Origin of the sequence: Streptomyces sp. NBC_01390, assembly GCF_045040105.1 — a bacterium.
Lineage (GTDB): Bacteria > Actinomycetota > Actinomycetes > Streptomycetales > Streptomycetaceae > Streptomyces.
The window spans coordinates 464,999-484,358 of record NZ_CP109551.1; the positions used below are offsets into that span (position 1 = coordinate 464,999).

Below are 19,360 nucleotides of genomic sequence, written 5' to 3' on the forward strand. Positions count from 1 at the left end.
TCATGGACGCCACCGATCGGGACCTGCTGGCCGCGACACTCCGCAAGACGATGACGGCGGCGACGGGACCGGCCCTCGACGCCGCGCTGGCCGACCTGGGCTGGACCGACCTGCTCAGGGAACTGCCGGACGTCGCGGTTCCGCTCGCCTTCCGACTGCTCGGCGAGACCGGCGCGCACGCCCCGCTCCTCAACGACGTGCTGCTGCACACGGCCGGCCGGCCGATCGGGGGCACGCTGCCCCTGCCGTACTCGGGCGGCGCGTGGGTGGTCTGGGAGCGCGGCGGAAGCGGGACGCCGAGTCTCTGCCTCGACAGTGAACTGCCGTTGCGGAACAGCCCGGTTGGCGATCCGGTCGCGCTGGGCGCCGGCCGACGGGCGCTCGGGTGGTGGCTGCTGGGCACCGGGCGGGCCATGCTCGCGCTGGCCCGGACACATGTGCTGGACCGCACCCAGTTCGGCCGGCCTCTCGCCTCCTTCCAGGCAGTACGGCACCGGCTCGCGGAGACGCTCATCGGCCTCGAAGGCGCCGAGGCGGCTCTCGTGGCCGCCGACGACGACCTCGGCGCACTGCTTGCCAAGGCCGCGGCCGGACGGGCGGCGCTGACGGCGGCCCGGCACTGTCAGCAGGTGCTGGGCGGAATCGGCTTCACCGCCGAGCACGATCTGCACCGGCATGTCAGACGGGCTCTCGTACTGGACGGGCTGCTGGGCAGCGCGCGGGAGTTGACGCGGGAGGCGGGGGCGCTCGTCCGGGAAGGGCGGTCCGCTCCCCGGCTGGTCCAGCTCTGACCGTCCCTCTCTCCTTGCCGGTTCGGCTCTTCCCACCTGTTTCTCCTATCCGGGAGCCCCTGTGACGGACCTCTGGAGCGATCTGCTCACGTGCCTCGAACTGAACCCCACCGAGGGGGACTTGGACTTCGAGGGCGCCAACCAACACCTCGGCTATCACCGGCTGTTCGGGGGGCAGCTGCTGGGCCAGTTCGTCCGGGCGGCCTCGCTCGCCTGCCCGGCAAAGGCGGTGAAGTCCGTCCACGCCCTCTTCGCACGCGCGGGACGGCCCGACGAGCCCGTCCGGTACGAGGTGACGGTCCATCACCAGGGCGGCACCTTCGCCACGTTGGCGATCGTCGCCCGCCAGTCGCCCGGTGTCATGGCCACCGCCTCGGTGTCGATGCACGTCCCGGAGGGCGGTCCCAACCACCAGACAGCGCTCCCTGTCCCCGTCCTGCCCGGCGAGGAACACTCCGTGGACCTTGATCTGCTGCCCTGGGACACCCGCGCAATCACCGGCCTCGACACCCCGAAGCGGGAGACGCCCGAGTACGAACTCTGGATGCGCACACCGGCCGTACACCCCGAACTGGCGCCGGCCCTCACCGCGTACGCCACCGATCTGAGCCTCATCGGCACCGCGCTGCGCCAGGTCGAAGGCGTCGGCCAGCAGGATGCGAACACCGCGTTCACGTCGGCGGTGACGGCGCACACCGTGCGCTTCCACCGACCCTTCCGCACCGACTCCTGGCTGCTGCTGCGTCAGCACAGTCCCCTGCTGGCGCACGGCCGTTGCTACGGCCGAGGTGACGTCCTCACCGAAGAGGGCTCCCTGGTCGCCTCGTACGCCCAGGAAGCCCTGCTCCGCTTCAGGAACTGACGCCCGATCACATCAGGTCACGGCGCCGGTACTTCGATCACCGTGGCCGAGCCCATCCCCCCGCCGGCGCACATGGCGGCGACGCCGATCCCGCCGCCGCGTCGGCGCAGTTCGTGCACGAGGGTGACCAGCATCCGGGCACCCGTGGCGGCGACCGGGTGCCCCAGCGAGCAGCCGCTGCCGTTCACGTTGACGCGGTCCGGGTCCAGGCCGAGCCGCTTGACCGCGGCCACGGGTACGACAGCGAAGGCCTCGTTGATCTCGTAGAGGTCGACGTCGGTGAGTGAAAGGCCGGCCCGCTTCAGGGCCTTGGGGATCGCGGTGACCGGGGCGAGGCCCATGTCGGCCGGGTCGACGCCCACGGACGCCCACGCCCGGACCGTACCGAGAGCGGGGAGTCCGAGACGGTCGCTGGCGATGACCAGCGCCGCCGCCCCGTCGTTCGCGCCGCTCGCGTTGCCGGCCGTGATGCTGAATCCCTCGATCTCCGGGTGCAGCGGCTTGAGCGCGGCCAGTTTCTCCGCGCTCGTGTCGCGGCGCGGGTGTTCGTCGACGGAGAACAGGCCGTGCGGGGTGTCGATCGGGACGAGTTCGGCGTCGAAGCGGCCCTCATCGATGGCGCGTACGGCATTGCGGTGCGAGCGCAGCGCCCAGTCGTCCATCTCGGTACGGCTGATGCCTGCCCGGACGGCCGTGTTCCAGCCGGTGGTGATCGACATGTCGGTGTTGGGTGCGTCCGGCCGGGCGGGGTGGGTCGGCGACATCCAGGGTTCCCACTCGCCGTCGACCTTGGTCACCGAACGCGGCGAGGTGGACGCCGAGTTGACGCCGCCGGCGATGACGAGTTCGTCCATGCCGGCGCGGATGCTCGCCGCCGCGCTCTGGACGGCTGCCTGGCCGGCCGCGCAGTGCCGGTTGTGGGCCAGCCCCGGCACCCAGGTGAGACCCGTGGTGACGGCGGCGTGCCGGGCGATGACACCGCCGCCGTACAGGCCCTCGCCGAGGACGATGTCGTCGATGAGGGCCGGGTCCAGGCCCTCCGTGGCGGCTGCCGCGGCGACGATGTGGTGGGCGAGGTCGAAGGCCGTGGTGTCGCGCAAGGTGCCCTTGACGGCGGTGCCGACGGGAGTGCGCAGGGCGGACACGATGACTGCTTCAGGCATGGGTGGTCTCCAGGTCGGCGAGCAGGGTGCGGCGCAGCAGCTTTCCGGTGTCGGTCTTCGGCAGTTCGGTGCGGAAGACGACGGTGTCGGGCGTCTTGGCGGAGCGCAGGCGGTCCTTGACCCAGGCGCGGATCTCGTCCGGGTCGCCCGCCCCGACGAGGACGGCGACGATCCGCTGCCCCCACTCGGGGTCGGGCAGCCCGATCACCGCCGCCTCGACGATGCCGGGATGAGTGAGCAGGACGTCCTCGATCTCGGCCGGGGCGATGTTCTCGCCGCCCCGGATGATGGTGTCGTCGGCGCGTCCCTCGATGAACAGATAGCCGTCGGCGTCGAGCCGCCCCCGGTCCCGGGTGGCGAACCAGCCGTCGCCGTCCAGCGCGGCGGCCCGGCCCCCGTACTCGCCGGAGATCTGCTCTCCGCGCACGAACACCAGCCCTGTGGCGCCCACTTGGGCAAGCTCTCGGCCCTCCTCGTCGCGGATCTGGATCTCGACGCCGGGCAGCGCCCGGCCCACCGAGCCGAGCCGGTCGCGTATCGCCGGCTCGTCGGACACCAGCGCCTCGCGGTGGTCGTCGGGGCCGAGGACGGCGATCGAGGACGTGGTCTCGGTCAGCCCGTACGCGTTCACGAAACCGGTGTCCGGGAAGGTCCGCAGCGCCCGTTCGACAACGGGCCGCGGGGTGCGGGCGCCGCCGTACGCGAGGCTTCGCAGTGTCGGTGTCCGGGCGGTGGCGCCGTCCGGGACCTCGGCGACGATCCGGGCGAGCATCGTCGGCACGACGAGCGCGTGGGTGACACGTTCGCGCCGGACCGCCGCCAGCCAATCCGGCGCGTCGAAGGCGGCCTGGTACACGATCCGACGCCCCGAGTAGAGGTTTGTCAGCAGGTTCATCAGACCGGCCACGTGGTACGGCGGCACCGCCACGAGCGTCGCCGCGTCCGGCTCGGCCGACCCGAACTCCTGGGTGTTGAACACATAGGCGAGCAGGTGGCGGTGGCGCAGGAGAGCCGCCTTGGGCTCCGCCGTCGTCCCACTGGTGTAGAGCACGACAGCGATGGCGTCCTGGTCCTGCGGGGCCGGTTCGTCGTCGCCCCCGCCCGTGTCCCGCTCGGCTTGCAGGAGTTCGTCGAGGTCGTCCGCGCGCAACACCAGCGCGCCCGGATGTCGGTCGAGCAGTCGGGTCAACTGCTGTTCGCCGAGGCGGTAGTTGACGGGGATGAAGGGGACTCCCGCAAGGGCCGCGCCGAACAGGGCGACGGGGTGGGCGAGATGGTTGGCGCCGAGGTACAGCACGGCCGACCGGTGCCGGAAGCGGTGCGCGGCGGCCCGGGCGCGGTCCAGCAGCTCCGAGGCGGTCAGGGAACGGCCGTCCGCCGTCACCACCACCCGGTCCCCGGCCGAGGTCGCCATCTCCAGAATCATGGTTATATTCATGAGAATGCTATTCTCATCTGACTAGAGCCCTGCTTGCAAGAGAGGAAAACCTTGATGCAGATCAGTGGCAGCTCGGCAGTCGTCGTCGGTGGGGCCGGAGGCCTGGGCGAGGCCACCGTCCGCCGGTTGCACGCGGCGGGCGCGAAGGTGGTCGTCGCCGACCTAGCCGACGAGAAGGGCAAGGCGCTGGAGCAGGAGCTCGGCGTGCGTTACGTACGGACGGACGCCACCTCGGAGGACGATGTCCTGGCGGCGCTGGCCGAGGCGGAGTCGGCCGGCCCACTGCGGATCTCGGTGGACTGCCACGGCGGCCCGGCGAGCGGCGGCCGGCTGATCGGCAAGGACGGCACACCGATCGGCCTCGACGGCTTCAGGACGACCATCGACGTCTATCTGACCGGCGTGTTCAACGTGCTGCGGCTGGCCGCCGCCGCCATGGCCCGGCAGGAGCGAACCGACGACGGCGACGACGGCGGCCGAGGGGTCATCGTCAACACCGCGTCGATCGCGGCGTACGAGGGCCAGATCGGCCAACTTCCGTACGCGGCGGCCAAGGGCGGCGTCGTGAGTATGACGCTGGTGGCCGCTCGTGACCTGTCCCCGCTCGGCATCCGGGTGGTCACCATCGCTCCCGGCACCTTCCTGACTCCGGCCTACGGCAAGGCCGGTGACCAGCTGGAGGCCTACTGGGGCCCCCAGGTCCCCCATCCCCGGCGGATGGGACGCTCCCCCGAGTACGCGGCGCTCGTCGAGCACATCTGCGAGAACGGCTATCTCAACGGCGAGGTCATACGCCTCGACGGAGCACTCAGGTTCCCGCCCAAGTGAGCGACGGCGGCGGTTCGTTGAAGGGGAAGGCCGCCTTTGTCGCCGGCGCGAGCCGGGGTATCGGGCGCACGGTCGCCGTGGCGTTGGCGGCGGCCGGGGCGTCGGTGGTGGTGGCCGCGCGGTCCGAGGAGGCGGGGCGGCTGCCGGGGACGATCCACTCCGTCGCCGACGGGATCACGGAGGCGGGTGGGCGGGCGCTGGCGGTGCCCTGCGACGTCAGCAGCGAACAGTCGGTGGAGGCGGCCGTGACGGCGGCCGTCGCCGAGTTCGGCGGCATCGACATCCTGGTCGCCAACGCCGGGGTGCTGTGGCTCGGCCCGGTCGAGTCGACGCCGCTCAAACGCTGGCAGCTGTGCCTGGACGTCAATCTGACGGGCGTCTTCCTCGTCACCAAGGCCGTGATCCCCTACGTCCGGGAGCGCGGCGGCGGATCACTGGTCGCCGTGACGACGAGTGGGGTCGGGATGACCGACCGGGGCGCCAACGCGTACTGGGTGTCCAAGGCGGCCGTCGAGCGCCTCTATCTCGGCCTCGCCGCCGACCTGCGGGCCGACAACATCGCCGTCAACTGCCTTGCCCCGTCCCGGATCGTCCTGACGGAGGGGTGGCAGGCGGCGGGGGGCGGCCGGGAGATCCCGCCGGAGATGGTGGAGCCGCCCGAGGCGATGGGCCGGGCCGCGGTACTGCTGGCCGGGCAGGACGCGAGCGGGATCACGGGGACCGTACAGCGCTCGGAGTCACTCGACTGAGGAACACCTGGCAGATGCCCAACTGTGCGACTGGGAGGCACAGTTGGGCGTCAGCCGGTGGCTGTGCACATCCCGTCGTCCGGTACCTCAGGCGGGTGTCCTACCGTCCAGCTCCGCCCCGTGCCGCCGCGCAGGCTCCGCCGTCGATGAGGAGGTCGATGCCGGTGACGAAGCTCGCCTCCGCCGAGAGCAGGAAGGCGACTCCGGCGGCGACCTCCTCGGCGCGGCCCGGGCGGCCGGTCGCGGACCGGCGTACGAGGGTGTCCATGGCCGGCTGGTTCGCGGCTTCCTGGCGGCCCTGCGGGGTGTCGATGACGCCGGGTGAGACCGAGCAGATGCGGGCGCCGAGCGGGCCGAGCCTCAGCGCCTCCCGGCGTACGAAGCGGTGTACCCCGTGTTTGGCCCAGGCGTAGGCGACACCGCTGTCCTCGACGGCCGGTCCGAGTGCGTCGTGGAGCCGGTCGAGGAAGCCGTCGGCGAGCGGGTCGTCCAGGACGGCCGCGACAGCCGGGGAAGCCTCCAGGTTGCCGAGCAGCGGGGCCATCGAGGCGAAGCACACCATCGCCGTGCCCTCCGTGGCCTGTGGGCGCAGGGCCTCGGCGAGCAGCGCGGTGCCCACCAGGTCCACCGTGAAGACGGTCCGCCAGTCGGCCATGGTGGGCGAGATGCCGGCGGCGTGGGCGACGGCGCGCAGGGTGCCGAGTTCGGCGGTGCGTGCGGCGAGCCGGGCCAGACCGTCCCGGTCGGTGATGTCGAGGACGAACGGCTCGACGGCCGCGCCCCCTCCATCAGCCGCCAAGTCCTTCGCCGCCGCTGTCACGGTCGCCTCGTCCCGGTCGACGAGCAGCAGCGTGTCCACCGTGCCGGCCAGGCGCCGCGCGCACTCCAGTCCCATTCCGCGTCCTGACCCGGTGGCGATACCCACGGTGTTCATGCTCTGCTCCCGCCGTCGGCCCAGAACTTCTCCAGCATCGGCTGTGCCGCCCGGTCCACGAGCTCGACGAGAACTCCGCCCGTGCCGCGCAGGAACGCGAAGTCGGATCCGGCCGGGCCGATGCGGGACGCCTCGACCGTGTAGCCGAGGCCGGCGAGTTCCGCGCGGTCCGCGCCGACGTCGTCGGACCAGTAGCCGATGTGGTGGACGCCTCCGGCGGGCCCCGTCTCCCAGAGGGTGCCGGGGATGCTCCGCAGGATCTCCAGTCGGGGTTCGGTCCGCGAGTAGACGCAACTGAGGCGTACTTCGGCCTCGCCGGTGGGCAGCGTCATGGTCAACGGTGCGGCGATCTCCGCGCACCACTCGTACCCGAACGCCGCCGACAACGCGGCCAGGGTCCCCTCGAAGTCCTGGACGACGATGCCGAGATGGAACTGGTCCTCGCCCCTCATGCCCCGGCCACCTCGCTCTCGCTGGAAGAGCCGCGCTGGACAGGGCCGTTGTGCTCGCCCAGTCGGGGCGGCGGCCCGTAGCCGGGCTCGTGGCCCGCGATCCGTACCGGGCCGCGGACGAGTCGGTACTCCCCCGCCGTCACCACTGCCTCGGGGGTGGCCGCCAGCGCTTCCGGCAGCGTGCGTACGGCGGCGGCCGGGACCCCCAGGGGCCGTAGCCGGGCTTCCCAGGCCGCGGCGGTGTCGCCCGCCAGGGCCCGCGTCACGGCTTCCAGCACCTCTTCCCGCCGTGCCGCACGCTCGGCCATGGTCGGGAACCCCTCGACGCCCGCCTCCGCCGCGAAGGACTTCCAGAAGCCGTCGTGGGTGATGAACAGCGCCAAGTGCCCCTCGGCGGTGGGGAAGAGCTGCGCCGGTACGTAGTAGGAGTGCGCGCCGAGCGGCAGGCGCCGTGGCTCGGTGCCCTCGTTGAGGTAGGCCGAGGCACGGTAGTTGAGCTGCGAGAGCATCACGTCCCGTAGGGAGACGTCGACTTGGCCGCCCCGCCCCGAGACGATCTGCGCGAGGAGGCCCAACGCGGCTGTGAGGCCCGTCGAGTTGTCGGCGGCGGAGTAGCCGGGCAGCGTCGGCGGGCCGTCGGGATCTCCGGTGAGCGCGGCGACTCCGGTGGCCGCCTGGACGACGTAGTCGAAGGCGGGTTCGTCGCCCGTGTCCAGCCCGAAGCCGGTCAGCGCGACGCACACGATCCGCTCGTTCCACTTCCGCAGAGCCTCGTATGTCAGCCCGAGTCGCTGGATCGCCGACGGCTTGAGGTTGACGAGCAACGCGTGTGCGTCGGCGGCGAGTTCACCGAGTCGGTCCTGTCCGGCGTCGGTTGTCAGATCGAGGCAGACGCTGCGTTTGCCCCGGTTGAGGCTGGCGAAGTAGGCGTCGCTCACCTGCCGTGAGATGTCCCCGCCGGGCGGCTCGATCTTCGTGACCTCGGCGCCCAGGTCGGCGAGCATCATCGTGGCGTAGGGGCCCGCCAGCATGTGGCCGACCTCCAGGACGCGGATGCCCGCCAGTGGCCCGGCCGTCCGCCCGGGGGTCATCGCACCTCCGCCGCGAGGGCGGCCAGCATGTCCCGCGTACGGCGCTTGGAGGCGATCAGTTGGTCTCTGCCCTCGCCGATCGGCAGCAGCCTTACCGACAGGTCGGTGACTCCGGCGTCGGCGAAGCGACGGAAGCGGGCCAGAATTGCCGCCTCGTCGCCGGCCGCGCACAGGTCGCCGATGTCGCGGGCATCGCCGTAGTCCAGCAGGCGCTGGTAGTTGGGCGAGATCTCGGCCTCCCCGAGGATGCGGTTGGCGCGTTCACGGGCCGCGTCGACCTCCGCCGGCCGGCACAGACACACGGGGATGCCCGCGACGACCCTGGGCGCGGGTCGGCCCGCACCCTCGGCCGCCTTGGTGATGCGCGGGACGACATGGTCGGCGACCGCGCGTTCGTCGGCCATCCACAGGACGGTGCCGTCGGCGCGCTCGCCCGCGAGGGCCAGCATGACCGGGCCGAGGGCGGCGATCAGGACGGGCAGCGGGCCTACGGGTCCGAGGTCGAGCGGGTTGTGCACGGTGAAGGTGCCGTTCTCGACGTCGACCGGGCCGGGGCCGCGCAGGGCCGCGTCGAGGACGTCGAGGCAGTCACGGGTGAACGCGGCCGGCCGCTCGTACGGCAGCCCGAGCATGTCCCGGACGATCCAGTGGTGCGAGGGCCCGACGCCCAGGGCCAGCCGGCCCCCGGTCGCCGCCTGCGCGGACAGCGCCTGGCGGGCGAGGGCGATCGGATGCTGGGCCTGGAGAGGGACGACCGCCGTCCCGATCTCGATCCGCTCGGTCCGCGCGCCCATCAGCGCGACGGCGGTCAACGCGTCGAAGTCCGTGGGTATCTGGGGCACCCAGGCGGTGTCGAGGCCTGCCTGCTCGGCCCACGTCACGTCGTCGATCATCCGTGCGACCTTGCGCGCGGAATCCCCACGCTCCGGCCCGATCATCACACCGACCCGCACAGTGCCTCCAGCTGTCGACAGGTTTCCGAGCAGAGTTCGAAGCAGAGTTCGAGCAGGGCTTACGAGCCCGTGGCCGTACTTCCCGTACTCCCCGCGCTCCCCGCGTTCCCGGTCAGCGCACGCATCTCCGCCACGAGCACGTCGAGTGGCGTACCGGTCGGGAAGACCGCCGCCGCACCCGCCGCCCGCATCCGGGGCACGTCGGCCGGCGGGATGGTGCCGCCCACGACGACGGCTATGTCATCGGCCCCGGCTGCCCGCAGCGCCTCGACCACCTTCGTGGTCAGGGCCAGATGCGCGCCGGAGAGGATACTGAGCCCGACCACGGCCACGTCCTCCTGGACGGCCGTCGCCACGATGGTGTCGACGCGCTGACGGATGCCGGTGAACACGACCTCGAAGCCGGCGTCACGCAGGGTCCGCGCGACGATCTTGGCCCCGCGGTCGTGACCGTCCAGTCCGGGCTTGGCGACCAGGATCCGCGTGGCAGCCCGCGTGGCGGCGCTCATCAGAACACCACCGGCTGCTGGAACTCGCCCCAGACGGCCTTCAGCGCGGCGACCATCTCGCCCACCGTGCAGTAGGCGTTGGCGCAGTCGATCAGTACGGGCATCAGGTTCTCCGTCCCGTCCGCCGCGCGCGCCAGCCGGAAGAGCTGTTCGCGTACGAGGGCGGCGTCCCGCGTCGCCTTCACGTCGGCGAGGCGCTTCAGCTGCCGGTCCCGGCCCTCCGCGTCCAGTTCGTACGTCACCAGGTCCGGTGGCGGCTCGTCGGAGACGAACCGGTTGACGCCGACGACCGGACGGGTGCCCGCCTCGACGTCCAGGTGCAGTTGGTAGGCCTCGTCGGCGATGAGGCCCTGCAGATAGCCGTCCTCGATGGCGCGGACCATGCCGCCGTACCGCTCCAGGTCGTCCATGATCTCGACGATCCGTGCCTCGGTCGCGTCGGTGAGCGCCTCGACGAAGTACGAGCCGCCGAGCGGGTCCGCGACCCGGGTCACGCCGGTCTCGTGGGCGAGGATCTGCTGGGTGCGCAGAGCCAGCGTCGCCGACTCCTCGCTCGGCAGGGCGAACGGTTCGTCCCAGGCGGCCGTGAACATCGACTGGACACCGCCGAGTACGGAGGCCATCGCCTCGTACGCCACCCGGACCGTGTTGTTCTGCGCCTGGGGCGCGTAGAGAGAGGCCCCGCCGGCCACGCAGCCGAAGCGGAACATGGACGCCTTGTCGGTCGTGGCGCCGTACCGCTCCCGGACGATGGTGGCCCAACGCCTGCGTCCCGCACGGTACTTGGCGATCTCCTCGAAGAAATCGCCGTGGGTGTAGAAGAAGAAGGAGATCTGCGGGGCGAACTGATCGACCGTCATCCGGCCGCGCTCCAGCACCGTGTCGACATACGTCACTCCGTCGGCGAGCGTGAACGCCATCTCCTGTACGGCGTTGGCGCCCGCGTCGCGGAAGTGCGAGCCGGCCACCGAGATCGCGTTGAACCGGGGCACCTCGGCGGCGCAGAACTCGATGGTGTCCGCGATCAGGCGGAGGGACGGCTGCGCGGGCCAGATCCAAGTCCCCCTGGACGCGTACTCCTTGAGGATGTCGTTCTGGATGGTGCCGGTCAGTTTCGCGCGCGGTACACCCTTGCGCTCGGCGGCGGCGACGTAGAAGGCGAGGAGGATCGCCGCGGTGCCGTTGATGGTGAAACTGGTGCTGATCCTGTCGAGGGGGATGTCCTCGAAGAGGATCTCGACGTCGGCGAGGGTGTCCAGGGCGACGCCGACGCGTCCGACCTCCTCGGTGACCTCGGGGTCGTCGGAGTCGTAGCCGCACTGGGTGGGCAGGTCGAGGGCGACCGACAGGCCGGTGCCACCCTGGTCGAGCAGATAGCGGTAGCGGCGGTTGGACTCCTCGGGCGTACCGAAGCCGGAGTACTGGCGGAGTGTCCACAGCCGTCCCCGATACCCGGTCGCGTAATTGCCGCGTGTGAACGGGTAGTTGCCCGGCTCGGGCGGATCGGCGGCGCCCCGGTCGGCGGGTCCGTAGACCGCCTGGAGCCGAATGCCTGAAGCAGTCTCTTCCGATGGCGTCATCTCAGCTGGTCCTTCATCACCTTGCCGGTGGCGTTCAACGGCAGCTCTTCGAGGAACTCCACGAACCGGGGCGCCTTGAACCCGGCCATTCGTTCACGGCTCCAGGCGATCAGGTCGTCCGCCGAGACGTCCCCGCCGCGTACGACGAACGCCTTGCCGACCTGCCCGAGCCGCTCGTCCGGTACGCCGATCACGGCGGCCTGCGCGACGGCCGGGTGTTCGAGGAGGAAGCCCTCGATCTCGGCCGGGTAGGCGTTGAAGCCGCCCACGATGAACATGTCCTTCTTGCGGCCCACGATCCTCAGGTGTCCTCGCTCGTCGAGGGTGCCGACGTCTCCGGTGTGCAGCCAGCCGTCCGCGTCGATCGTCTCGGCGGTGGCGGCGGGATCGTCGAGGTAGCCGCGCATGACGCTGTAGCCGCGGATGAGGACCTCGCCGTCGTCGGCGACGCTCACCTCGACACCATCGCAGGGGGTGCCGACCGTGGTGGCGATGTCCTCGAAGGAGTCACCGGGGCGGGAGGCGGTGGCTGTACCCGCCTCCGTCAGGCCGTACCCGGTCATGATGTGCTGGAAGGGCAGGTCATGGACGATCCGGCGGATCAGCTCGACGGGGATGTCGGCGGAGCCGGTCACCGCCACCCGCAGCGAGGACAGGTCACGGCGGTCCCCCGCTGCCAGGAGCGAGTGGTAGAGCGTGGGCGGTCCCGGCAGGACCGTCACCTTCTCGCGCTCCACCAGGTCCAGGACGCGGTCCACGTCGAAGACGGGCACGGGCAGGACGGTCGCGCCCCGGATCAGGGAGGCGACGAGGCCCGCCTTGTAGCCGAAGATGTGGAAGAACGGGTTGACGATCAGATAGCGGTCGCCCTCGCGCAGGGTCGCCAGGTCGCACCACTCGCCGTACAGGCGGAGCGTCTGGGCGTGGGTCATCAGGACGCCCTTGGGCCGCCCGGTGGTACCGGAGGTGAAGGCGATGTCGCTGACGTCGTCGCCGCTCACCGCCCGCTCGAACGGCGAACCACTCGCCAGGAAGCCCGACTTGAGGTCGATCACCGGCACACCCGGTGGGCCCTCGAAGTCCAGGCCGAGGAAGCCCGCCTCGACCAGGAGGAGCTTGGCCCCGCTGCGGCGGACGATGTCGTGGGCCTCGTCCGCCTTGAACCGGGTGTTGACCGGGACGAGCACCCCGCCGGCGGTGAGGAGCCCGAAGGCGGCGACGATCCACTCGGCGGAGTTGGGCGCCCAGATCGCGACCCGGTCGCCCTTCCCGATCCCGGCGACGGCGAACGCTCCCGCTGCCGTGCGCACCCGCTCGACCAACTCGGCGAAGGTGAGCCTGAGTTGGCCGTCGACGACCGCCTCGGCGTCACCGAAGCGGTCGGCCGCGCTCAGCACCATCCGCGGGATGGTCTCCCACTTCATTCCGGTATCAGCCTGGAGAGGTTGCCGCCCATGATCTTCGCCTGGTCGGTGACGCTCAGGTGCTGGATGGCGTCGACGTAACTCTGCGGCTGGGCCAGGCCCTCGGGGTGCGGGTAGTCCGAGCCGAACAGCACCCGGTCCACGCCCATCAGGTCGACGAGATCGCCGAGGTCGTCCTCGTAGAACGGGCTGACATGGATGCTGTCCTTGACGGCCTGTACCGGGTCGCCCAGGAACTCGTTCGGCATCTTCTTGTAGACGTCGCGGAGTTGGTCGAGCAGCGGCGCCACCCAGGAGGAGCCGTTCTCGATGAGCGCGATCTTCAGTCCCGGGACGCGGAACAGGGCGCCGTGGCACACCCAGGCGGCCACCGCGTCCTGGATCGGCCGCCATTCGGACACCGTACGGAAGGCGTTGGGCTTGAACGGGAGCATCTCGTTCGTCCCGCCCTCCCAGTCGCTGGTGTACCGGGCGTACCCGCTGTCCGAGGAGTGCATCGCGACCAGCACGCCGGTCTCGACGACGCGCTGCCAGAACGGGTCGAACTCGGGCGCGGCGAAGGAGCGCGAGCCGCCGTAGCCGGGCACCGGGGCGGGGCGCACCAGGATCGCCCGGGCGCCGCGCTCGACCGCCCAGTTCAGCTCCGCTATCGCCTTGTCCAGGATGGGCAGAGTGATGACCGGGGTGGTGAGAATACGGTCCTTGTAGTTGAAGCCCCACGTTTCGTACAGCCACTCGTTGAGCGAGTGGATCACCGCGTGGATCAGCTCGGGATCGTCCCGCATCCGCTCCTCGATGAGGCTGGCGAGCGTCGGGAACATCAGCGTCCTCTGCACTCCCAGCTCGTCCAGCAGCTCCAGCCGGGGCCCCGGTTCGCGGAAGGCGGGGATGGAGCGCATCGGCTCGCCGAAGATCTCGCGGCGGCTCTTCCCGTCCGGGTTGCCGAACTTGAAGTAGTCCTCCATCGCCCCGGGGCGGGCGACCACCTCGAAGGTGGGGTTGGGGATGTACTCGCTGATCTGCCCCCGGATCGCGATCTTCGTACGGCCGTTCACCTGCACGTACTGGATGGCGCCTTCGTATTGCCTGGGGAGGTGCTTGGTCAGCGCCTCTTCGGTCTCGTACAGGTGGTTGTCCGCGTCGAAAAGCGGATACGGCAGCTCGCGCGACGGCATTGAGATCCTCCTTCGCAGAATGCGAGAATCTTATTCTCACTTCTTATGGGCCGCAACGTTCTTGCGGAGAACGAACTTCTGGACCTTGCCGCTCGCGGTGCGCGGGAAGTCGTCGACAACATGCAGTTCCTCCGGCCACTTCTGCCGGGCGAGGCCCTCCCGGTCCAGGTGGGCGCACATCTCGTCGAGCGTGGGCGCGCGGTGACCGGGTCTCAGACGCAGGACGGCCGCCGCGTGTTCGCCGAGCCGCTCGTCCGGCGCCGCCACCACCGCGGCCTCGGCGACGGCCGGCAGGGCGAGCAGCACCTCCTCGACCTCGAGCGCGCCGATGTTCTCGCCGCCCCGGATGATGATGTCGGCCTTGCGGTCGGTGATCGTGAGATACCCGTCGCCGTCGAGCACCCCGATGTCGCCGGTGCGGTACCAGCCGTCGGGGTCGAAGGCCCGGCCGGTCAGCTCCGGGTCGGTGTAGCCGAGGCAGAGATCCGGTCCCCGGCTGAGGATCTCGCCGTCGTCCGCGAGCCTGACCTCGACGCCGGGCAGGCGGTCGCCGTCGGTGTAGAGCCGCTTGACCTCGGGGGCGGTGTGGCGGGAGCCGGTGATCGAGGGGTGCTCCGTGCTGCCGTACGAGCGGAAGACGGTGATCCCGAGGCGGGCCAGCCTGTCGGTGACGGCGGCCGGGACCGCGGAGCCGCCGAGGCCCGCGTACTTCATGCCCGCGAGGTGGGCGGGGGTGAAGCCGGGATGATCGAGGAGGCTCGTCATGTAGTACGCGGCGCCGCCGCCGACCGTGAGCCGCTCGCTCTCCATCAGGCCGAGGGCCGCGCCGGGGTCCCAGACGTCGGCAAGGTTCACCGGCGTGCCGTCCAGGACCGGGATGAGGAAGGCGTTGACCATGCCGATGAAGTGGCCGACGGGCGCCGAGGTGAGCTGGCGGCCCCGGTCCGGCGGGTAGAGCCCGGACAGTTGCCGGGTCTCGAAGCCCAGGGTCTGGTGGCTGTGCACAACTCCCTTGGGATCGCGTGTCGTTCCGGAGGTGAACGCGATCAGGGCAGGCTTCGCCGGATCCGTCGCGAGGACGCCGGGCAGGGGTTCGTCGGCGAGCAGGTCCTCGAAGTCGCGCCCCACGAGGCCGACCACGGGCACGCCCGCGCTGAGGTCGGGTCGATGTTCGAGGTGGCCGAAGCGGGCGGCGGTGACGAAGACGCGCGGGCGGACGGCGTCCAGGATGTAGCCGACCTCCTTGCGCCCGTAGAAGTGGACGACCGGCACGACGACCGCGCCGAGCAGCGCCGACGCCCAGAAGACCGCCGCCGCCTCCATCCAGTTGGGCAGTTGGAACGCGACCACGTCGCCGGGACCCACCCCGCGCTCCCTGAGTCCGGCCGCGAGCCGGCGTGCAACGCGCTCGACGTCCGCGAATGTTCCCTTCCACGGCCGCACCGCCGAGTGCACACGGAACTCCGTGTCGGGGGCGGCCGCCAATCCGTGCGCCAGCAGGTCACCGAGCGTGTCGCGGGTCCACCAGCCCTCCGCCTCATAGCGCTTGGCCAGCTCGGCGGGGACTGTGCGCGTGGGGATCGTTCGCATCGCGGCAACTCCCTCCCTTGTGAAGAGAATTGCACTCTCGCAGAGGGAGAAGGTAAATTCCAGACATGGTACGAGACCACGGTTTCCACCCGGTCCGGATCAAGCGGATCATCCAGGAGACAGCCGACACGCGCACGTACGTGCTTGACGCGCCCTTCCCCTATCGTGCCGGGCAGTTCCTGACCGTGCGGGCGTGCGGTGCCCTGCGCAGCTACTCGATGTCGAGTTCCCCGGACACCGACAGCGAGTTGACCACCACGGTGAAGCGGGTTCCGGGCGGTCTGGTGTCGAACTGGATGCACGACCACCTCGCACCCGGCGACCTCATCGAGACCACGGCCCCGGCAGGCGTGTTCTGTCTGCGGGAGGGCACCGCGCCGCTGGTGGCGCTCTGCGGTGGCAGCGGGGTCACGCCGATCCTCTCCCTCGTGAAGACCGCGCTGGCCACGACCGGACGGCGGGTGCGGGTCCTGACCGCGAACCGGGACGCGGACTCGGTGATATTCCGCGACACGCTGGCCGAGCTGGCGAAACGGTACGCGGGCCGGTTCGAGATCCGACACCATCTCGACGACCGCCAGGGGCTCGTCACCGAGGCGGAGATACGGGAGTTCGTGGGCGGCGACCTGAACGCGGACGTCTACCTCTGCGGGCCGGCCCCGTTCATGGCCCTGGCCGAGGACACGCTGCTCGGACACGGCGTCGGGGCCGGGCAGATCGTCGCCGAGCGCTTCACACCGCTGGAGCCGACAGCAGGGGAGGCCGCGGGGGTCGCCGCCGAGCCCGGACGCGAACTCGGACCCGAGAACGAAGCCGCAGCCGGTCGGGAGAGCGGTGGCGGCACGGTCACCGTCGTCCTCGCCGGAAAGCGGCGCACGGTCGACCAGCATCCCCGCGAGTCGCTGCTGGAGAGCGCCCGCCGGGCCGGTCTCATGCCGCCCTTCTCCTGCGAGATGGGCAACTGCGGTACCTGCATCGCCCGGCTCACCGAGGGCGAGGCCAAGATGCGCGTCAACAACGCGCTCGACGACGACGAGGTGGCCGAGGGCTGGGTCCTGACCTGCCAGGGCGAACCGGTGACCACGCACGTCACGGTCGAGTACGAGGCCTGATTCCGAGAGCCGGCAAAGTCCACGCCCCACCGACCGAAGAGGCACACATGGTTGATCTGGAACTCGAACTGGACGAGGGCCTGGCAGTCATCACCATCAACCGGCCGCACGCCCGCAACGCCATCGCACCGGCCACCATGGACGAGCTGGACCAGGCCCTCGACGCGGTGGCGGGCGCCCGGGCCCTGGTCATCACGGGCGCGGGCGACAGGGCCTTCGTGTCGGGCGGCGACCTCAAGGAGCTCGCCGCGATCCGCACCGAGGACGAGGCGCTGGCGATGGCCCTGCGGATGCGCGGCGTCTGCGACCGGCTGGCCGCCTTCCCCGGCCCGGTGATCGCCGCCCTCAACGGCCACGCCTTCGGCGGTGGCGCCGAGGTGGCGGTGGCCGCCGACATCCGGATCGCGGCCGACGACATCAGGATCGGCTTCAACCAGACAGCCCTGGCGATCATGCCCGCGTGGGGCGGCGCCGAACGGCTCGCCGCGCTGGTCGGCAGGGGCCGGGCACTCCTGCTCGCCGGCACCGCCCAGGTGCTCGACGCGCCGGAGGCCGAACGTCTCGGGCTGGTGGACCGGGTGCTGCCCCGGGCCGCCTTCGCGGAGGGCTGGCGCACCCTGGCCCACCGGCTCGCCACCCGCCCGGCCCAGGAGATCAAGCGGGTGGTGTCGGGAAACCTCACACCGGAGGAGGCGGCCCGCGCCTTCGCCCGTCTGTGGGTGTCCGAGGAGCACTGGCAGGCAGCGGAAAGGGTGATGTCCCGTGGATGACACACGAGTTGAGACCACAGGTCGACGCGGCGGACCCGGCACCCCCGGCCCACTGACTCGGGCCGGGGCCGACCGGTCGGGCCGAGCGGCCGAACCCGGCCGCGCACAGGGCGACTTGACCGACGTACGACGCGACTCGGCGGGCGGCACGGAGGCCGAGAGCCACCAAGTCGGCTCCGTGCTGGTCGAGTCGAGCCCCGTCGGGCCGGTCGTGACCCCGCCCGAACCGACCGGTCTCGTGGTCCTCTTTCTGCACGGTGACCGGCAACTCTCCGGGACCCCGGATCCGGTGCTGCTCGGTCCGGCCGAGCGGCTCGCGCTTCGTACGGGAGCGGTGGTCGTCTGTCCGCGCTACCGCTCCTCGTTCCCGGGCGCCCTCGACGACGTGCACGCCGTGTACGACTCCTGCCGGGCCCGGGGTCCGGTGGCGCTGGCAGGTGAGCGCCTCGGCGCCGGGCTCGCGGCGTCGCTGCTGGTGCGGCTGCGGGACATGGGAGCGGCGGCGCCGCAGTGCGCGGTGCTCGGCTCGGCGCTGCTCGATCTGACTCTGGACGCGCCGAGCCTGTTGTTCAACGCGGCGGCCGACCCCGCCTTCGACCTCGACGAACTCCGGCTGCGCGCCTCCCTCTACGCCGCCGGCGCCGAGCCGACCAACCCGCTGCTCAGCCCCCTGCACGCCAATCTGCACGGGCTGCCACCGGTCCAGCTGCTGGTCGCGGGCACCGATCCCCTGCTGGACGACTCGCTGGGGTTCGCCGCCCGCGCGGCCCGTTCCGGGGTGGTCGTGGATCTGCGGGTGTCGGAGGACGCCGAGCGGATGCGGGCCGGGGCGGTGACGGCCATGGCCGGGTTCATCCGGGCGTGGACCCGATCAGCAGGGTCATCACGTCCCGCATGATCTCGGGATAGTCGGACTGCTCGTCGTCCAGCAGCCACTGCAACTGCATCCCGTCGAGCATCGCGACCAGGGCGCTCGCCGCGGCGCGCGGGGTGAGGCCGCTGGGCAGACGGTCGCCGTAGATCTCGGTCAGCTGGGCGACGGTGTTGTCCTGGATCGACCGGTAGTGGTCGTGGAAGAACGCGTGGCTGGGATCGTCACCGACGATCCCCTCCGCGACCAGCACGCTGTGGATCTGGACCAGCCCGGCGTTCTGATGGTCGTATGCGACGGCCTCGGCGACCAGGCTCGGCAGGTCCTTGTCCGAGTGAGCGGCGGCGAGATGCTCCCGGGCCAGGTCCTCGCGGCGCTGGAGCAGGGCGTGCAGGAGGCGCTTCTTGCTGGGGAAGTAGTGCAGGACGCCCTGCCGGGTCAGGCCCGCCCGCTCGGCGACCGCGTCCATCGAGGCCCGTCTGTAGCCGCGCTCGGCGAACACGTCCAGGGCGGCAGCCAGGATTTCCTCACGCCGGGCCGTCGTCTCCACGCGTCACCTTCTCCGCCGCCGGCACACCGATGTGCCGGTACGGTCACCACACCACACAAGTGCCTCCCGGGGCCACTGCCGGACGGCCGCCACTTCCGTCGACACCCGCACAACAGGTCAACGCCCGCCGAGCAGACGGGCGTTGACATGCCATGAAGGCACAGTCGCGAGGCCGGACCGGTGTCAGCCGTTCCCTGCGGGCGGCTCGAAACCGGCGACGATCACCATGTTGGCGTCGGCCGCCGCGTGTCGCAGGGGCTTGGCCTTCTCGTACTCGGCGGACTCGTACCAGGCGCGGGCCGCCTCCACCGACTCGAACTCGAGGACAACGGTCTGGTCACCGTGCCATTCGCCCTCCAGCTGCTGCGGCTCGCCGTCGACGGCCAGGATCGACGCGCCGCTCGCGGCCAGTGTCGGCCCGGCGGCGCGGGCGTAGGCTTCCAGGCCCGCCGGGTCCTTGATGACCTCGGTGACGATGATGTACCCCTTGGGCATGTACCCGTCCTCTCGATTTCACT

Annotated in this window: 20 protein-coding genes; 7 read left to right on the forward strand and 13 right to left on the reverse strand. The window is 71.1% G+C overall.

What is annotated here, in order from left to right; translation table 11 throughout:
- The first annotated feature begins 2 nt into the window (after window positions 1-2).
- Together OG241_RS01895 and OG241_RS01900 are read left to right on the forward strand one after the other, a co-directional pair.
- Entirely contained in the window at window positions 3-791 is a 789-nt protein-coding gene (locus tag OG241_RS01895) for an acyl-CoA dehydrogenase family protein (protein WP_405813204.1), read from the forward strand.
- A 61-nt stretch (window positions 792-852) separates the two neighbouring features.
- A complete protein-coding gene (locus OG241_RS01900) occupies window positions 853-1,653 on the forward strand; it encodes an acyl-CoA thioesterase (protein ID WP_405813205.1) in 801 nt (266 codons plus the stop codon).
- Between the two features lie 17 nt (window positions 1,654-1,670).
- Here the strand turns inward: OG241_RS01900 and OG241_RS01905 are convergent, their stop codons facing one another.
- Together OG241_RS01905 and OG241_RS01910 are read right to left on the reverse strand one after the other, a co-directional pair.
- Window positions 1,671-2,816 carry a thiolase family protein gene (locus tag OG241_RS01905; RefSeq protein ID WP_405813207.1) on the reverse strand — a complete coding sequence of 382 codons (1,146 nt, stop codon included), beginning with the start codon at window positions 2,814-2,816 and terminating at the stop codon, window positions 1,671-1,673.
- Complete coding sequence (locus OG241_RS01910) at window positions 2,809-4,254, reverse strand: class I adenylate-forming enzyme family protein (protein WP_405813209.1); 1,446 nt, start codon at window positions 4,252-4,254, stop codon at window positions 2,809-2,811. The genes OG241_RS01905 and OG241_RS01910 overlap by 8 nt, the downstream gene beginning before the upstream one ends.
- 54 nt (window positions 4,255-4,308) lie before the next feature.
- On the opposite strand from OG241_RS01910, the gene OG241_RS01915 reads away from it, so the two are divergent.
- Window positions 4,309-5,082: an SDR family NAD(P)-dependent oxidoreductase gene (locus tag OG241_RS01915; protein WP_405813211.1), complete on the forward strand. Its 774-nt coding sequence runs from the start codon at window positions 4,309-4,311 to the stop codon at window positions 5,080-5,082.
- A complete protein-coding gene (locus OG241_RS01920; RefSeq protein ID WP_405813213.1) occupies window positions 5,079-5,831 on the forward strand; it encodes an SDR family NAD(P)-dependent oxidoreductase in 753 nt (250 codons plus the stop codon). Before OG241_RS01915 ends, OG241_RS01920 begins: the two co-directional genes overlap by 4 nt.
- Window positions 5,832-5,931: 100 nt before the next feature.
- Here OG241_RS01920 and OG241_RS01925 read toward each other — a convergent pair whose 3' ends face one another.
- The 9 genes from OG241_RS01925 to OG241_RS01965 all read right to left on the reverse strand — a co-directional run bounded on the left by OG241_RS01925 (window position 5,932) and on the right by OG241_RS01965 (window position 15,539).
- Window positions 5,932-6,765 carry an SDR family oxidoreductase gene (locus tag OG241_RS01925; protein WP_405813215.1) on the reverse strand — a complete coding sequence of 278 codons (834 nt, stop codon included), beginning with the start codon at window positions 6,763-6,765 and terminating at the stop codon, window positions 5,932-5,934.
- Window positions 6,762-7,217: a VOC family protein gene (locus OG241_RS01930; protein ID WP_405813216.1), complete on the reverse strand. Its 456-nt coding sequence runs from the start codon at window positions 7,215-7,217 to the stop codon at window positions 6,762-6,764. The genes OG241_RS01925 and OG241_RS01930 overlap by 4 nt, the downstream gene beginning before the upstream one ends.
- A complete protein-coding gene (locus tag OG241_RS01935; protein ID WP_405813217.1) occupies window positions 7,214-8,308 on the reverse strand; it encodes a CaiB/BaiF CoA transferase family protein in 1,095 nt (364 codons plus the stop codon). Before OG241_RS01935 ends, OG241_RS01930 begins: the two co-directional genes overlap by 4 nt.
- Entirely contained in the window at window positions 8,305-9,246 is a 942-nt protein-coding gene (locus tag OG241_RS01940; protein ID WP_405825996.1) for a TIGR03564 family F420-dependent LLM class oxidoreductase, read from the reverse strand. Before OG241_RS01940 ends, OG241_RS01935 begins: the two co-directional genes overlap by 4 nt.
- A gap of 74 nt (window positions 9,247-9,320) precedes the next feature.
- The gene (locus OG241_RS01945; RefSeq protein WP_405813219.1) at window positions 9,321-9,770 is read right to left on the reverse strand and encodes a cobalamin B12-binding domain-containing protein; all 450 of its coding nucleotides are present in this window, start codon (window positions 9,768-9,770) and stop codon (window positions 9,321-9,323) included.
- Complete coding sequence (locus OG241_RS01950; RefSeq protein ID WP_405813221.1) at window positions 9,770-11,350, reverse strand: methylmalonyl-CoA mutase family protein; 1,581 nt, start codon at window positions 11,348-11,350, stop codon at window positions 9,770-9,772. The genes OG241_RS01945 and OG241_RS01950 overlap by 1 nt, the downstream gene beginning before the upstream one ends.
- Window positions 11,347-12,774 (reverse strand): FadD3 family acyl-CoA ligase, encoded by a 1,428-nt coding sequence (locus OG241_RS01955; protein WP_405813223.1) that lies wholly within the window; start codon window positions 12,772-12,774, stop codon window positions 11,347-11,349. The genes OG241_RS01950 and OG241_RS01955 overlap by 4 nt, the downstream gene beginning before the upstream one ends.
- Window positions 12,771-13,949: an amidohydrolase family protein gene (locus OG241_RS01960; protein WP_405813224.1), complete on the reverse strand. Its 1,179-nt coding sequence runs from the start codon at window positions 13,947-13,949 to the stop codon at window positions 12,771-12,773. Before OG241_RS01960 ends, OG241_RS01955 begins: the two co-directional genes overlap by 4 nt.
- A gap of 36 nt (window positions 13,950-13,985) precedes the next feature.
- On the reverse strand, window positions 13,986-15,539 hold the full coding sequence (locus tag OG241_RS01965; protein WP_405813226.1) for an AMP-binding protein: 1,554 nt from the start codon (window positions 15,537-15,539) through the stop codon (window positions 13,986-13,988).
- A 65-nt stretch (window positions 15,540-15,604) separates the two neighbouring features.
- Between OG241_RS01965 and OG241_RS01970 the strand changes: the two genes are divergently transcribed.
- The 3 genes from OG241_RS01970 to OG241_RS01980 are packed head-to-tail and all read left to right on the forward strand — an operon-like array spanning window position 15,605 to window position 18,319.
- Entirely contained in the window at window positions 15,605-16,651 is a 1,047-nt protein-coding gene (locus tag OG241_RS01970; RefSeq protein ID WP_405813227.1) for a 2Fe-2S iron-sulfur cluster-binding protein, read from the forward strand.
- A 47-nt stretch (window positions 16,652-16,698) separates the two neighbouring features.
- Window positions 16,699-17,421, forward strand: coding sequence for an enoyl-CoA hydratase/isomerase family protein (locus OG241_RS01975; protein ID WP_405813229.1), 723 nt, complete (start codon window positions 16,699-16,701; stop codon window positions 17,419-17,421).
- On the forward strand, window positions 17,414-18,319 hold the full coding sequence (locus OG241_RS01980; RefSeq protein WP_405813231.1) for an alpha/beta hydrolase fold domain-containing protein: 906 nt from the start codon (window positions 17,414-17,416) through the stop codon (window positions 18,317-18,319). The genes OG241_RS01975 and OG241_RS01980 overlap by 8 nt, the downstream gene beginning before the upstream one ends.
- Here the strand turns inward: OG241_RS01980 and OG241_RS01985 are convergent.
- Together OG241_RS01985 and OG241_RS01990 are read right to left on the reverse strand one after the other, a co-directional pair.
- Window positions 18,273-18,842: a TetR/AcrR family transcriptional regulator gene (locus OG241_RS01985; protein ID WP_405813233.1), complete on the reverse strand. Its 570-nt coding sequence runs from the start codon at window positions 18,840-18,842 to the stop codon at window positions 18,273-18,275. The two genes, OG241_RS01980 and OG241_RS01985, sit on opposite strands and share 47 nt — an antisense overlap.
- A 183-nt stretch (window positions 18,843-19,025) precedes the next feature.
- Entirely contained in the window at window positions 19,026-19,337 is a 312-nt protein-coding gene (locus OG241_RS01990) for a DUF1330 domain-containing protein (protein WP_405813235.1), read from the reverse strand.
- Window positions 19,338-19,360: the final 23 nt, after the last annotated feature.

Bases quoted from the DNA above. Each gene is read 5' to 3' on its own strand.
- OG241_RS01910 (WP_405813209.1), bottom strand. From the start codon at position 4,254: ATGAATATAACCATGATTCTGGAGATGGCGACCTCGGCCGGGGACCGG.
- OG241_RS01955 (WP_405813223.1), bottom strand. From the start codon at position 12,774: ATGAAGTGGGAGACCATCCCGCGGATGGTGCTGAGCGCGGCCGACCGC.
- OG241_RS01945 (WP_405813219.1), bottom strand. From the start codon at position 9,770: ATGAGCGCCGCCACGCGGGCTGCCACGCGGATCCTGGTCGCCAAGCCC.
- OG241_RS01895 (WP_405813204.1), top strand. From the start codon at position 3: ATGGACGCCACCGATCGGGACCTGCTGGCCGCGACACTCCGCAAGACG.
- OG241_RS01930 (WP_405813216.1), bottom strand. From the start codon at position 7,217: ATGAGGGGCGAGGACCAGTTCCATCTCGGCATCGTCGTCCAGGACTTC.
- OG241_RS01990 (WP_405813235.1), bottom strand. From the start codon at position 19,337: ATGCCCAAGGGGTACATCATCGTCACCGAGGTCATCAAGGACCCGGCG.
- OG241_RS01935 (WP_405813217.1), bottom strand. From the start codon at position 8,308: ATGACCCCCGGGCGGACGGCCGGGCCACTGGCGGGCATCCGCGTCCTG.
- OG241_RS01940 (WP_405825996.1), bottom strand. From the start codon at position 9,246: ATGATCGGGCCGGAGCGTGGGGATTCCGCGCGCAAGGTCGCACGGATG.
- OG241_RS01965 (WP_405813226.1), bottom strand. From the start codon at position 15,539: ATGCGAACGATCCCCACGCGCACAGTCCCCGCCGAGCTGGCCAAGCGC.
- OG241_RS01905 (WP_405813207.1), bottom strand. From the start codon at position 2,816: ATGCCTGAAGCAGTCATCGTGTCCGCCCTGCGCACTCCCGTCGGCACC.
- OG241_RS01915 (WP_405813211.1), top strand. From the start codon at position 4,309: ATGCAGATCAGTGGCAGCTCGGCAGTCGTCGTCGGTGGGGCCGGAGGC.
- OG241_RS01970 (WP_405813227.1), top strand. From the start codon at position 15,605: ATGGTACGAGACCACGGTTTCCACCCGGTCCGGATCAAGCGGATCATC.
- OG241_RS01975 (WP_405813229.1), top strand. From the start codon at position 16,699: ATGGTTGATCTGGAACTCGAACTGGACGAGGGCCTGGCAGTCATCACC.
- OG241_RS01925 (WP_405813215.1), bottom strand. From the start codon at position 6,765: ATGAACACCGTGGGTATCGCCACCGGGTCAGGACGCGGAATGGGACTG.
- OG241_RS01960 (WP_405813224.1), bottom strand. From the start codon at position 13,949: ATGCCGTCGCGCGAGCTGCCGTATCCGCTTTTCGACGCGGACAACCAC.
- OG241_RS01950 (WP_405813221.1), bottom strand. From the start codon at position 11,350: ATGACGCCATCGGAAGAGACTGCTTCAGGCATTCGGCTCCAGGCGGTC.